Raw genomic sequence first — 12,998 nt, 5'->3', positions numbered from 1 at the left:
CCGATCAGGATGCCGGCACCACGTCTGGTGACGCGCCTCAGGGCGCCTCGTCCGGGTGCAAGTGGCGGTACCGGCCCTGGAAGTACAGGAGGGGTTCGAGAGCGTGCCCGCGCGTCGGGCGCATCTCGTTGACCCTGCCCAGGACGATGTCGTGGTCGCCGGCGTCGTGCTCGGCCCAGATCTGGCAATCGAGCCACATCAGGGTGTCTTCCGGGACCGGGTTGCCCGTCCGGGTCGGGCCCCAGCGGATGCCCGCCCACTTTTCGGTGCCTTTCCGGGCGAACTGGTTCGAGGTCCCCTGCTGGTGGTGGGCGAGGACGTTGACCGCGAACCTCCCGGTCTGCCGGATCCGGGGATAGGTGGTGGAGGTCTTCATGACGCTGAAGGAGATCAGTGGCGGGTCGGTGGAGACGCTGTAGAAGGACTGGCAGGTGAACCCGACCGGGCCCTGCTCATCACGGCCGGTGATGACCGTGATCCCGGAGGCGTAGAGCCCGAGGGCGTCCCGGAAGGCCCGGGGGTCGATGTCCTGCTGGTCGGCTGCCGCTTGCATGGCCGCGGTCATCGGGCCGGATCCGTGAGCCGGGGGTCCAACCCGTACTGCGCGGGGGCGCCGAGGTTTTCGCGCAAGGTGGGGCCCTCGTAGTCCAGGTGGAAGAGCCCGCGCTCCTGCAGAAGAGGGACGACCTCGTCGACGAAGGTGTCGATCCCGTCCTCGTAGACGTCGATGGAGACCCAGAAGCCGTCGGCCGCCCCGGCCTCGAACCACTCCTGCAGATGGTCAGCGGTCACCGAGGCAGGACCCACCGGGGTGGGGTGGTAGTCGATGACCCCGTGAGCGAGGACCTCGCGGATCGTCCACCCTTCCCGGGCGACCTCCAGGGCCCGCGGGGAGCGGGGATCGAAGGGGCTGGGCCGGACGGCGGCCAGCTGCGCCGGGCTCAGCGGCCGGTCCAGCTGAGCGACCTCCAGATCCAACCCGAGCATGGACCCCAGGTACGGGACACGGGCCGGGAACGTCTGCTCACCCAGAGCGACGCGGCGGTCCAGGGCGGCGCGCTTGGTGGGGCCGATGGCCGGCATCACCCCGGCGAAGAACTTCACCTCCTCGGGGTTCCGCCCGGCCCGGCGGGCCGCGTCGCGGATCGCCTCACGCTGGGCGCGGGCGTCCTCGATGGTAAACACCGCCCCGATGACCGCACTGGCGTAGCGCCCGGCCAGTTCCAGCCCGTAGTCCCCGCCGCCGGCGGAGAAGATCACCGGCTGGCCCTGCTCCGAGGGCGGAATGGGCAACGGCCCCTGGGAGGCGACGTGCTCCCCGCCCAGGTTGATCGGCTGAATCTTCCCCGGGTCGGCGAACCGCCCGGCTGCGGCGTCCTTCAGCCAGGCGTCGGGCTGCCAGCTGCCCCACAGGGCCTGGGCGATCTGGATGGTCTCGTGGGCGCGCTGGTAGCGCTGGGGGCGGGCGGCGATCTGCCGGCCGAAGTTGGCCGCCGAGGCGGGGTCGCTGGTGGTCACCGCGTTCCAGCCGGCCCGGCCGTGGCTCATCACATCCAGGGCCTTGAACTGCCGGGCGAGGTTGTAGGGCTCGTTGAAGGTCGTCGAGCCGGTGGCCACCAGACCGATACGTTGGGTGCCCCGGGCGATCGCCGCCAGCGTCAACATGGGTTCCAGGGTCAGCTGGGGCGCCTCATGGTCCAGGTTCCCGCTCAGGGCCAGGAAGTCGGGCAGGAACAGGAACGCGAACTTCCCGCGTTCGGCGGCCTGGGCGTAGCGCACCTGGGCGTCGAAGTCGGTGTAGTTGGACGGGTCCACCCCAGGGGCCCGCCAGGCGGCGGGCTGGGAACCGTAGCCGTTGCCGAGCTGCATGCCTAGGATCATCTGCGAATGGGTCACGGTCTCTTCTCCTCCGGCCTTCGGCAGGCCTTCAAGGGTGGGTATGGGGTTGTGGCGATGCCAGAGCGGCCTCGGATGGACTCCGGTCCGGCAGGCGCCACTGCGTACAGGGATGGGAGCGGGTGCTTCAGAAGGTGCGCTCGGCCACCCGCACCCGCTCGGCACCCTCAAGTGCGGAGGTCAGCGTGGCTGCGGTGACGGGAGCGGCCGGGGCCTGGAGCATCTGCTCTGCGGGGGTGGCGGGGTCGGCCAGGTAGAGCCGGGTGTAGGCGGTGGCCTCGGGCTCGAATCGCCAGCTGGCGGCCAGGGTGCCGGTGTCGACGGGGTCGAAGCCGAGCCGGTCGATCAGCTCCGCCACCTGGGTCCTGGCCGCGGCGTCGTTGCCCGCCATCGGCAGGGCGGTGCGGTCGGGGGCTCCGGAGGGGCGGGCCAGAGCGGGGATGTGGTGGGCGAGGATGTTGCTGAACGCCTTGACCAGCCGGGCTCCGGCGAAGTGGCGCTGGACGAGCTCGCTGGTGGTGACCTCCTCCGCGTCGAGCTCGGGAATGCGCCCGTCGCGGAACGGGTAGTAGTTGCTGGTGTCGACCACGGTTTTGCCTTCCAGCAGCCCCGCCGGGATCGCGGTTGCCGCGGTCAGCGGCACGGACAGCACCACGAGCTCCCCGGCGTCGGCGGCCTGTTCGACGGTGCCGGCGGTGGCCAGCGGGCCCAGCTCGGCGACGAGGTCGGTGAGAGTTTCGGGGCCGCGGGAGTTGGCGACGACGACCGGGATGCCGGCCGCTGTCGCCAGGCGGGCGATGGCCGCGCCGATGTTTCCGCTGCCAATGATTCCAAGAGTGGGCATGACAAGTCCTCGTTCTAGGGATGGGTGGGACGGGGGTGGGGTCGGCGCCCCCTCGGGCAGCACGCCCCGCAGTGGTGAATTCCGCCAGGCATGGGTAACCCACGCTGGGCCGGAGTGCCGAGGGATGGTGCGCAAACACCGTCCCCTCGGTCGTTGCCGGCTCGTCATGAGACGCACCGCTTGCGACTGACTGCCTGGGTCGGGGCTCTGTGGTCGTGAGTGTCGGTCAGGTCGCCGGGGTGTCTCCGGGTCGGGGTGTGGCCCAGCCGGAACGGACCATGTCCCGCAACGCCTGGGCCGAGGCCTCATCAGACATCGCCGCTCCGCGCACCCAGGCCGTGGCCAGGGCCGCCAGGAACAGGTCCCGCCCGCGGACCCACGGCCGGGCGCTGCCCGCACGCTGGGCCGCTGCGAGGAACTCGTCGGTGGTCGTGATGAAGCCCTGGCAGGTGATCGCCAGCGGGGAGGACTCCTGGGACAGTGCCGCGCGCAAGGGCTCGGGAAGCCCGTCGAAGGCGGTCACCCACTCCCCCAGCGCCTCCAGCCACTGCTCCAGGGCGGCGACCGAGTCGGTCTCCTGCCGGAGGGCCTCACGCCGGACCTCCAGCTCCTCATTGCGGGCCAGCAGCAGAGCGGCCAGCAGGGCGTCCCGGTTCGGGAAGTGCCGGTAGAGGGTCCCGGCTCCCACACCGGCCCGCTTGGCCAGAGCGTCCAGGGACCCGGTGATGCCGGCCTCGGCGAAAAACTCCTCGGCCACCTCCAGGATGCGCGTGCGGTTGCGCCGGGCATCGGTGCGCGGCCGACGCGTGCCGGTCTCTGCCTCAGTCATGGTCCCGCTCCTCTCATTGACAAAGTGGAGACTATCTCCGCATAGTCGTCCATGGCAAGCGGAGAACATCTCCATTTTACTGCCATGGAGACATCCCCCGTTTGGACACACACCCCCTCTTTCATGCCGTCAACCACAGGGACCCGGTCTGCACCGGCCCTCTTCGAGGCTGAACCCACCGCACCAGGAAGAGAGCACCACTGATGACCACCCCACAGGTCTCGATCGACCCACAACCCGATACCGGCCCCCATGTGCCGACAGCTCCGCCGGTCGCGGGTTCGGCCGAGAAGCTGGCCCCCGGTGACGGCCTGGTCCTGGGGCTGCTGATGGCCTCGACGTTCATCGTGCTGCTGAACGAGATGCTGCTGGGGGTCGCGCTGCCCACCCTCATCGAGGAGCTGGCGATCACCGCAACCACCGGGCAGTGGCTGACCACCGGCTACCTGCTCACCCTGGCCGTCCTGATCCCGGCCACCGGCTTCGTCATGCGCAAGTTCCCCCTGCGCACCGTCTTCCTGACCGCGATGTCCCTGTTCGCTCTGGGGACGGTGCTCGCCGCCCTCGCCCCCGGCTTCGAGCTCCTGTTCACCGGCCGGATCATCCAGGCCGTGGGCACCGCCGTGTTCCTGCCGCTGCTGATGGCCACGACCATGCGCCTGGTCCCGGTCAGTCGGCAGGGCCGGATGATGGCGCTGGTCGTGATCGTGTCCTCCGCCGCGCCGGCGCTGGGTCCGGCGGTCTCGGGCCTGGTCCTATCCCAGCTGAGCTGGCGGTGGTTGTTCATCCTGATGGTGCCGGTCGCCCTGGCCGGGCTCGTGCTGGGTGCGGCGAAGCTGCGCAACATCACCACACCGGAACCGGTCACCCTCGACGTCCTCTCCCTCGCTCTGTCGGCCGCGGGGTTCGGTGCCCTGGTCTACGGGCTGGCCACCATCGGGGAGTCCACCTCGGGCCACACCCCCGTCTCCCCCTACCTGCCGATCCTCGTCGGTGTCCTCGGTGTCGCCGGCTTCGTCCTGCGGCAACGGGCACTCCAGCGCACCGACGACGCGCTCCTGGACGTGCGGATCTTCGCCGTGACGTCCTTCACGGTGCCGCTTCTGGTGATGCTGGCGCTGACCATGACGGCCTTCGGCACGGGAGTCGTCTTCCCCTTGCTGCTGAGCAGTGTCCGCGGGTTGGGCACCTTGCAGATCGGGCTCTTCCTCGTGCCCGGTGGCATCACGATCGCCGTCGTCTCGGCCATCGGCGGGCGCCTCTACGACCGCCTCGGCCCCCGGCCCCTGGCGATCCCCGGGGCGCTCATCGTGGCCGCCTCCCTGTGGTTCCTCAGCCGCATCGACTCCGGCACGGCCGTCTCGACCCTGCTCATCGCCTACATCACCATGATCATCGGACAAGCACTGATGTGGAGCCCGCTTACCACGGCCGCGCTGTCGGCGCTGCCCGCCCACCTCTACCCCCACGGCAGCGCAGCCTTCGGCACCATCCAGCAGCTCGGTGGCGCGGCAGGCACCGCCGTCCTCGTCTCCGCCTACACCCTCGGATCCACCGCGCACGGCACCGGGCCCCTGGACCTGGCCCAGTCCGTCGCCGCCGCACAAGCCGCCTTCACCGCCGCGGCCGTCATCGCCTCCGCCTCCGCCCTCGCCACCCTGTTCGTGCGCCGGCCCCGACCGGTCGACCCGCACACTCCCGCAGAACCCACACCCGGCGCCTCGGCAGCAACGGCCTGACTCACACCCCCTCGCCCCCATCGGGGCATCCACCTGCAGCAAGGAGACAGACCATGAAGATCGGTATCTTGGGCACCGGACACATCGGCACCACCCTGACCCAACGGTTGAGCGCAGCCGGACACGACGTCAAGGTCGCCAACTCGCGCGGGCCCGAAACGATCGGGCCCGAGGTGTTGGCCTCAGGCGGACGCGCAGTCCAGGCGTCCGAGGCGGTGATCGATGTCGACGTCGTGATCCTCTCCGTTCCCCTGCACCGTCTTCCGCAGCTCGCGCCGCTGCTCGCCGGTGTGCCATCCGGCACCGTGGTCATCGACACCTCGACCTACTATCCGCAGCGCGACGGCAGGATTGAGGCCATCGAGGCCGGTCAGGTCGAGAGCCTGTGGGTGATCGATCGGTTGGGGCGACCGGTGGTCAAGGCGTGGAACGCGATCGGCTCCCATTCCTTCGCGGCCAAAGACAAGCCGGCGGGCGGCACGGGCCGCATCGCCATCCCCGTGGCAGCCGATGACGACCAGGACCGAGCTGTGGGCATGGCTTTCGTCGAGGACATCGGCTTTGACGCCTTCGATGCGGGCCCGTTGGCGCAGTCGTGGCGCCAGCAGCCGGGCGCCCCGTGCTACTGCACCGACCTGACCCTCGACGAGATGCCGGAGCAGTGGGCGGCAGCGGATGCGAGGCGATCGCCGACGCGACGCGATTTGGCCGTCGCGGCCATTCAGGAACGGGTCGGGGATGCCACCACCAACCCCGACGCCGAATACGGCGTGCGTCTCAACCGCGCCCTCTTAATCTGAACCCGCACAACGCCTCGACTCACTCCCTGGCAAACACGGTGAAAACCAGCCCATACTGCAACGTCACCCTCGTAGGTCGTGACCGGTAGTCGGCCATATGTGAACGGTTCCGTGCTTGACCATCTCCATCGGTCTCTGCTCAGGACCGCCCGCGGGCGGCGGATAGGTGCGCGACGGTCAGCGAGGGGTGCAGCGGCCAGCGGGAGCACCACCGCGGGGGTGGTTTCGATACTCAGGTGGTTGCTGGAGTGCGCTCGAGGCGACGGTCGATGCTCGAGGCTGCTACGGCGACGGCGATGAGGGTGGCGGCCAGGGCCAGGGGTAGCTGTGCGGCGCCGGTGACGAGGGCTCCGGCCAGGGTGGTGCCGGCGGAGCCGGCGGTGATCTTCAGCGCGCCGATCCACACGAATACCTGGCCGCGGGCGTGGCGGGGGGCGTACTCGCTGCGGGCGGCCAGGGTGGCGGCGAAGAAATAGGAGTTGAGGACCCCGGCCACCGCGTAGGTGGCCAGGGCCAGGGTGAAGGTGGAGGCCAGGACGGTACCGATCAGGGCGCCGGCCACGGCCACCGCCAGCCTGCTCATGAGTCGGTCCGCGTCCGCGGTGAAGGGGCGCACCATCGCCCCGGCTGATCCGGCGAGGCCGCCCAGCCCGTAGGCCGCGGTGAGCAGCCCGACGGCGGCGGAGTCGATGTGCAGCCGGTCGGTGGAGGCGACCGCCGCGATGGGCAGCGCGGCCACGGACAGCGCGACGACCATCGTCAAGTAGAGGGTGCGGCGCAGCGGACCGGACGCCGCCATCATGCCCAGGGTGCGTCCGGGTGAGGGGACCTCGGCCGGGTGGGCGGGCGGTGGGGCGTAGGGCAGCAGCCGCACGAAGGCTGCGGCCACGAAGGTGGAAGCGGCGAGCACGAGCCCGGCCACGCTGGGGCTGGCCGATACCGACACGGCCGCGACGATGCTGGGGCCGATGGTTCCGGCGATGCCGTAGGTGGCCACGTCCCAGCCTTGGGCCCGGCGCTGATTGAGCCGGCCGGGCCCGGCGATGGCGGGCAGGCGGCTGCTGATGCCCCCGGTGAGCAGCGGCCCGACCACCCCGGAGGCGATCAGCAGCAGCCCGGGCACGATCGGGCTGGTGAGCGGGTAGAGCAGCACTGCCGCAGCCAGGGTGGTCCCGTGGAGGAGGCAGGCACCGACGATGACGGTGCGCCCGTCTTTGGCGGTGTCCAGGCGGCGGGCGATGAACGGGCCCAGCAGGTGCGGGGCGGTGATGGCAGCACCCAGCAGACCGGCCAGCCAGCCCGGGGCCCCGCTGGTGGTCACGAGCAGCACGATGGCCAGGACCGCGCCCCCGTCGGCGGTGCGCGCCAGGGTCGCCGCGACGACGTAGCGAGGCAGGCCCTTGGCAGCAGGCATTGCCGGTGCGTCGAGCTGGGCGGGGGGAGTCTCGGGTGGGGACGGCGGGACGGGTCCGGAGGTGGACGGATGGTGCATGGTCTCACTCGGCCAGTCCGGTGGCCTGCAGGGCCGCCTCGAGCTCGGTGCGGCCCTGTGCGGACAGTCCGAGCAGCGGGCGGGGCAGGCTCGGGGGCTGCACCCACCCGAAGGTCTCGGCGATGGCGGCCACCACCCGCAGGCTGCCGTGCTGCCGGAACAGCGCCCAGATCGGCTCCAGGGCCTGGGACAGCGCTTGGGCGTGCTCCCGGTGGCCGGCGGTGGCGGCGTCCACGATGGCCTGAGCGGTGGCGGGGAACACCCCACCGATCACCGAGTACCAGCAGTCGGCTCCGGCCAGCAGCGCCTCGGCGGCCACCCAATCGCCGCTGATGCCCACGGAGACGCTGCCGGGCAGGACCGAGCGGAGCGCGGTGACCCGGTGCGCCACCTCAGCGGCCGGGGGCGGGATCTTGATCCCGGTGATCTTCGGCAGCTGCGCCAGGCGGGTGTAGAGCTCATCGGTGAAGGCGAACCCGGTGGTGCCGGGGTTGTCGTAGACGATCACCGGCACCGAGACGGCAGAGGCGACATCGCGGTAGAGCCCGTAGACCTCCTCCTCGCTCAGGCGGTGATAGGAGACCGGGGCCAGCAGCAACCCGGCCGCACCCGCCGTCTGCGCGTCCTGGGCATAGGCCAGCACCTCGCGGGTGCGCAGCGCCCCGATCCCGGCGATCACCGGTGTGCCGGCAGCGGCGGCGACCGCCACCTCCAGCACCGTGGAGCGTTCGGTGCGGTCCAGGTAGGGGTAGATCCCGGTCGAGCCCAGCACCCCGATGGAGTCCACCTCCGCCGCGGTCAGACGGGCGACCAGACCGGTCAGGGCCGCCTCGTCGACACCTTCCTCGGACACCGGGGTCAGGGGGAAGGCGCAGAGCCCTTCAAGCATGCGGATTCTCTCTTTCGCTCACCCCGGGCAGCACCACTACCGGTGCCGGGGACTCATCGATCGGATGGAACCCATGCTGGCAAGGCGATTGGTCCTAACCTAGATCCAAGAACGACCGGTAGAAGAGGACCAAGAATGGCTGTCGCCGAGCTGCCCCTCACCCTGGACCGGACCAGTCCGACACCCCTGTCCGCCCAGGTGGCCGCCCAACTGCGCCGGGCGATCCTTGAGGGCACCGTGGGAGCACCACACCATCTGCCCTCCTCCCGCCGGCTCGCCGCCGAGCTGGGCGTCTCGCGCGGGGTGGTCGTGCGCGCCTACGAACAGCTCACCGGGGAGGGCTACCTCGAGGGCCACGGCGCCGCCGGCACCCGTGTGGCCGTGCGGGCCGACGTGCGGGCGCCTACGCGCGCTACTCCACCGCGGCCCCGTGAGGAACCGTCCCACCCGGTCATCGACCTCACCCCGGGTCGCCCCTCGGACACCCCGTTCGCCGACCGATCCTGGCGCACCGCCTGGCGGGAAGCCGTGGCCGAACCCGGTCACGTCGACCTGCCGCCGGCGCTGGGAACTCCCCGGCTGCGGGCCGCCATCGCCGGCCATCTCGCCACCGCACGGGGGCTGTCCGTGGACCCCGAGGACGTCATCGTCACCGCTGGCACCAGTGACGCACTGCAGCTGATCGTCACCGCCTTGCGGTCCCACTCCCCCGCACCCCGGGTGCTGGTGGAAGACCCGGGATACCCCACCGCCCGCCGGGTCCTCACCACCGCCGGCGCCCAGGTCGAGACCCTGCCCGTGGGGCCCGACGGATTGCGCGCCACCCAGCTCACCACCGTGGACCCCGTCCCGGAGGCGGTGCTGATCACCCCCAGCCACCAGTACCCCCTGGGCGGGCGGATGCCGGTGCAGGAGAGACTCGCTCTGCTGGAGTGGGCCGCCGAGCACCGGGTCCTGGTGCTCGAGGACGACTACGACAGCGAGTTCCGCCACCGACGGATGCCACTGCCGGCCACCGCGTCCCTGCCCTCTCAAGCCGAGGTGGTGCTGCTCGGCTCCTTCTCGAAGACCCTGAGCCCCTGGCTGCGCTGCGGCTACCTCGTAGTGCGCGGCACCACAGGGAACCTCCTGAAAGAGACCCGCACCCGGCTGGACACCCCCGTGTCCGGTGTCCTGCAGTCCGCCCTGGCCCACTACATCGAGGAGGGCGGACTGGCTCGGCACACCGCCAGGGCACGACGGGCCTACACCCACCGCCGCACCCTGCTGCTGGACCGGCTCGCAGACCGGCCCGGCCTCGAACTCGACGCCCTGGAGGGAGGTCTCCACGCCGTTCTCCGCCTCCCCGCACCGGTCGACGCCGAGGACCTGGCCGCGATGGCGCTGACCCGTGGTGTCCGTGTCGTTCCCCTCACCCGCTACTACGCCCACCGCCCGCCCGAAAACGGGCTCGTCATCGGCTACGGCGCCCCCACAGACCTCCAGCTCACCCGCGCCCTGGACATCCTCATCCAACTGCTCGACACCACGGTCCCGCCCGGCGGGCAGGACCGCACCTGACCGATGGATCAGATCAGGCAGCCCTCCTGACCCACGGACGTCGCTACAGGAACCTCTACTGCACCCCCGCCTCGTGGGTTGTTGGCCGGTAGCCGGCCATATGTAAAGCAGGAGGGCCGAGCCGCTCCTGCGTCCGCCGGCCATGAACCACCGGCAATTGCTCGATCACCCCAAGGCGGAGATCCGGGACTGCCTCAGCGAGGCCGTGGAGACAGGCCCCGCAGCCTGGAACTGGCCGTCTTGTCGCCTGGGTACGTTCGTCCCTTCCTGAAACCTCGGTAGGGGTGTGACCAATCAGATAGCGCTTCTGGAGGCGCCACTCTTCACCGTGGTGGTAAACAAGTTGAAGGAGAAACCATGTGCCGTCGGTGTGGCTGTGCCTGGCGGATGCCCCGCCCCCGCCCCCGACTCAACTGTTGGGTCCAGGACGCTCCCCGTGCCGGTGCGGCTGGCTCCGCATGAGAAGCGTCGCCGTTCTCCCTGTTGTTTGTCATCCCTATGGGCCCGTGCCCGGAGGAGCTCCGTTGAGTGTGAAGCAGTCTTTGAACAACTACGGCCGGAGCCGCACGGACTCCACGTCGGTCCGGGTCTTCGCCGATGTGGCGGGCACTCCGGGCACCCCTGCCCCGGGGTGGTGGAACCACCCGGTGGCGATCATGTTCGCCGCGGTGATCTGCGCGGCCCTGGTCTTCACCTTTCCTGGCCTGCCGGCGCTGTCGGGGTTGCTGGTCGTGGTGTCCGGAGTGGCTCTGGCATCCCTGGCTGAGATCAACCGTGGGCGGTGGTCGGCCAGCCGCGCCCGGGCTGTGGAGGAGTCGGTGTGGATCGCGGATCAGTGCGGGTACCAGGTGGAGGCCGTCGGTGAGGTCTTGCAGTGGAGGAACGCCGACCGGAGCATGGCCGCTCGGCTGGATCACCGCGGTGGCGGGTGGCACCTGTTCCTGCTCGACGCCGACGCCCCGGTTCTTGAGAACAATCGCTGAAAAGTCGTACTCACGCCCCGTTCGCTGATCGGCTTCGGGCGCCGGGCGTTGTCGGTGCCCGTCCGTGGCCTGGTGGGGCCTTGCACCACAGGTCCCTGCCGGTGACCGAGGTGTTCGGGGTGGAGCAGTGGACGTTCCGGGGCCTACAGGGACTGCCACAGCACAAGAAGTGCTCCCAGTGTGGAGGCTGACAGGGCCACGCGGCGCACTCGTTGCCGGTTCAGGCGTTTGTTGACCAGCCCGGACAGGGCGAAGCCCAGGATCATTGCCGGGGTGAGGATCGCGGCGAAGTGCAGGATGCGTTGATCCAGGGCTCCGACCGCGGCGAGGCCGACCAAGGACATGAGAGCTCCTACGAGGAAGAACGCGCTCATGGTGCCGCGCAGCTGTGCGGTGGAGGAGCCCTGCCACACCAGCGCCATGGGCGGGCCCCCGATGGCCGTGGCGGTCCCCAGCGCCCCGGATGCTGCCCCGGCGACGGCGACGGCGACGGGGCGTGGCGTGGGGCGCCAACCGCAGATGCTCAGCAGGACTCCCAGCAGCACCGTGCCGGCCAGCGTCAGCGCCAACCCGCGGGCGGGCAGGAGGGCCACCAGTGCAGCACCGATCACCGTGCCGGGGACCCTGCCGAGCAGGGCCCACCCTGCTCCGGGCAGATCGATGGCTGTGCGGTCCCGGAGCACGCCGAGCACGGTGAGGCCGGCGGCGAGCAGCACGATGGAGCCCGGCAGCAGTGAGGGATCGACCAGAGCGATCGCCGGGGCCGCCAGCATTCCCAGTCCGAAGCCGATCGCTCCCTGCAGGCAGGCCGCCAGGACGATGACCACGGCGATGATGACGAGCTCAACACCACTCATTGTGTGCCCCTTCTCGCGGTTCGGGTCCGGTTGGCTGGGTCACCCCGGGTGGAACAAGATCATCATGGCGAACCGTGGATCACCGCAGCCTTGTACGGCGATCGTCCCCAGCGGTGCGGAGCCGATGGCAGAGGGCGGGAACCACTGGTGTGGTTCCCGCCCTCAGCGTTTTGTGCTGGCTGGAGGTGCAGGTCAGCCGATCAGCGCGATCAGGAGGCGGTAGCAGGTGGCCAGGATCGCGGCCAGACCGGCCAGTCCCAGGACTGTCTGCCACCAGCGGTTGACGTGGATCCCCATGACCTCGCGGCGGGTGGCCATGATCAGCAGCAGGACCCCCAGCAGCGGAGCGACGATCACGGTCAGGGCCTGGGCGGTGATGATGAGCTGGATCGGGGCGCCCTGGGCGATGAGCGTGACTGCCACCCCGAAGGCCAGCACCACGCAGATCATGGCCTTCACCCGGCGCCGGTCCAGCTTGTTGCCCCACCCGACGGCGTCCGAGAGCAGGGTGCCGCCGGCGGTGGCGTTGGCGATCATCGAGGAGAACGCCGCGCCGGTGAAGCCCAGGGCGAAGACGGTCGCGCCGATGGGCCCGGCCACCGGCTCCAGGACCTTGCCGAGGTCCGCCAGGGTGGCGGCGGTGCCGCCGGTGGCCTGCAGGGCCGTGGCGGCGGCCACGATGACCAGGATGGTCATGAGGCCCGGGGCGACGATGCCGGGGATGGTGTCGGCCAGGGTGGTGGCCCTGTACTGCTCGGGGCGCAGTCCGCGCTCCCTCGAGGCGTAGCCGGTGTAGAAGGCGGCGTTGATGGAGAAGTTGGTCCCGACCAGGGCCACCACCAGCAGACCGGCCTCGGCGGGCAGGGAGGGAACGAACCCGTCGGCGACCTCGACCCAGTCGGGCCTTGTGAGCACCGCTGAGAGGGCGAACCCGACGGACATCAGGGCGATGAGCGCCAGCAGGCCGCGCTCGAAGACCTTGTAGTAGTTCGGTGCCCAGACCACTCCGGCCACCACCGCGGTGCAGACCAGGGTCCACACCGTCGGGGAGCCGCCGAAGACCATCGACATCCCCAGCCCGGAGCCCACGGCGTTGCCGACGGAGAACA

General features: G+C 70.5%; 12 protein-coding genes. 4 read left to right on the top strand and 8 right to left on the bottom strand.

The window, feature by feature from the left end; translation table 11 throughout:
- Positions 1-37 precede the first annotated feature (37 nt).
- The 4 genes from IEW07_RS18200 to IEW07_RS18185 form a co-directional block, all read right to left on the bottom strand.
- The gene (locus IEW07_RS18200) at positions 38-553 is read right to left on the bottom strand and encodes a flavin reductase family protein (RefSeq protein WP_188539847.1); all 516 of its coding nucleotides are present in this window, start codon (positions 551-553) and stop codon (positions 38-40) included.
- An 8-nt stretch (positions 554-561) separates the two neighbouring features.
- Positions 562-1,896 (bottom strand): NtaA/DmoA family FMN-dependent monooxygenase, encoded by a 1,335-nt coding sequence (locus tag IEW07_RS18195; RefSeq protein ID WP_229741957.1) that lies wholly within the window; start codon positions 1,894-1,896, stop codon positions 562-564.
- Between the two features lie 127 nt (positions 1,897-2,023).
- Entirely contained in the window at positions 2,024-2,740 is a 717-nt protein-coding gene (locus IEW07_RS18190) for an NADPH-dependent F420 reductase (protein WP_188539846.1), read from the bottom strand.
- A 226-nt stretch (positions 2,741-2,966) separates the two neighbouring features.
- The gene (locus IEW07_RS18185; protein WP_188539844.1) at positions 2,967-3,569 is read right to left on the bottom strand and encodes a TetR/AcrR family transcriptional regulator; all 603 of its coding nucleotides are present in this window, start codon (positions 3,567-3,569) and stop codon (positions 2,967-2,969) included.
- A 203-nt stretch (positions 3,570-3,772) separates the two neighbouring features.
- On the opposite strand from IEW07_RS18185, the gene IEW07_RS18180 reads away from it, so the two are divergent.
- A complete protein-coding gene (locus IEW07_RS18180; RefSeq protein ID WP_188539842.1) occupies positions 3,773-5,308 on the top strand; it encodes a DHA2 family efflux MFS transporter permease subunit in 1,536 nt (511 codons plus the stop codon).
- A gap of 53 nt (positions 5,309-5,361) precedes the next feature.
- The gene (locus IEW07_RS18175) at positions 5,362-6,108 is read left to right on the top strand and encodes an NADPH-dependent F420 reductase (RefSeq protein ID WP_188539840.1); all 747 of its coding nucleotides are present in this window, start codon (positions 5,362-5,364) and stop codon (positions 6,106-6,108) included.
- 232 nt (positions 6,109-6,340) lie between these two features.
- Here IEW07_RS18175 and IEW07_RS18170 read toward each other — a convergent pair whose 3' ends face one another.
- Together IEW07_RS18170 and IEW07_RS18165 are read right to left on the bottom strand one after the other, a co-directional pair.
- A complete protein-coding gene (locus IEW07_RS18170; RefSeq protein WP_229741956.1) occupies positions 6,341-7,522 on the bottom strand; it encodes an MFS transporter in 1,182 nt (393 codons plus the stop codon).
- A gap of 82 nt (positions 7,523-7,604) precedes the next feature.
- Positions 7,605-8,489: a dihydrodipicolinate synthase family protein gene (locus IEW07_RS18165; protein WP_188539838.1), complete on the bottom strand. Its 885-nt coding sequence runs from the start codon at positions 8,487-8,489 to the stop codon at positions 7,605-7,607.
- 135 nt (positions 8,490-8,624) lie between these two features.
- Between IEW07_RS18165 and pdxR the strand changes: the two genes are divergently transcribed.
- Together pdxR and IEW07_RS18155 are read left to right on the top strand one after the other, a co-directional pair.
- Positions 8,625-10,049 (top strand): MocR-like pyridoxine biosynthesis transcription factor PdxR, encoded by a 1,425-nt coding sequence (pdxR, locus tag IEW07_RS18160; RefSeq protein WP_188539836.1) that lies wholly within the window; start codon positions 8,625-8,627, stop codon positions 10,047-10,049.
- A 647-nt stretch (positions 10,050-10,696) separates the two neighbouring features.
- Complete coding sequence (locus tag IEW07_RS18155) at positions 10,697-11,032, top strand: hypothetical protein (RefSeq protein WP_188539834.1); 336 nt, start codon at positions 10,697-10,699, stop codon at positions 11,030-11,032.
- Positions 11,033-11,175: 143 nt separating this feature from the next.
- On the opposite strand, the gene IEW07_RS18150 is transcribed toward IEW07_RS18155, so the two are convergent.
- Both IEW07_RS18150 and IEW07_RS18145 read right to left on the bottom strand, forming a co-directional pair.
- Positions 11,176-11,889 (bottom strand): sulfite exporter TauE/SafE family protein, encoded by a 714-nt coding sequence (locus tag IEW07_RS18150; protein WP_188539833.1) that lies wholly within the window; start codon positions 11,887-11,889, stop codon positions 11,176-11,178.
- A 192-nt stretch (positions 11,890-12,081) separates the two neighbouring features.
- On the bottom strand, positions 12,082-12,998 hold a 917-nt coding region (locus tag IEW07_RS18145), incomplete at its 5' end, for an NRAMP family divalent metal transporter (RefSeq protein WP_188539831.1).

Origin of the sequence: Kocuria dechangensis, assembly GCF_014636775.1 — a bacterium.
GTDB lineage: Bacteria > Actinomycetota > Actinomycetes > Actinomycetales > Micrococcaceae > Kocuria > Kocuria dechangensis.
This window is presented reverse-complemented; position numbering and strand designations above follow the sequence as displayed.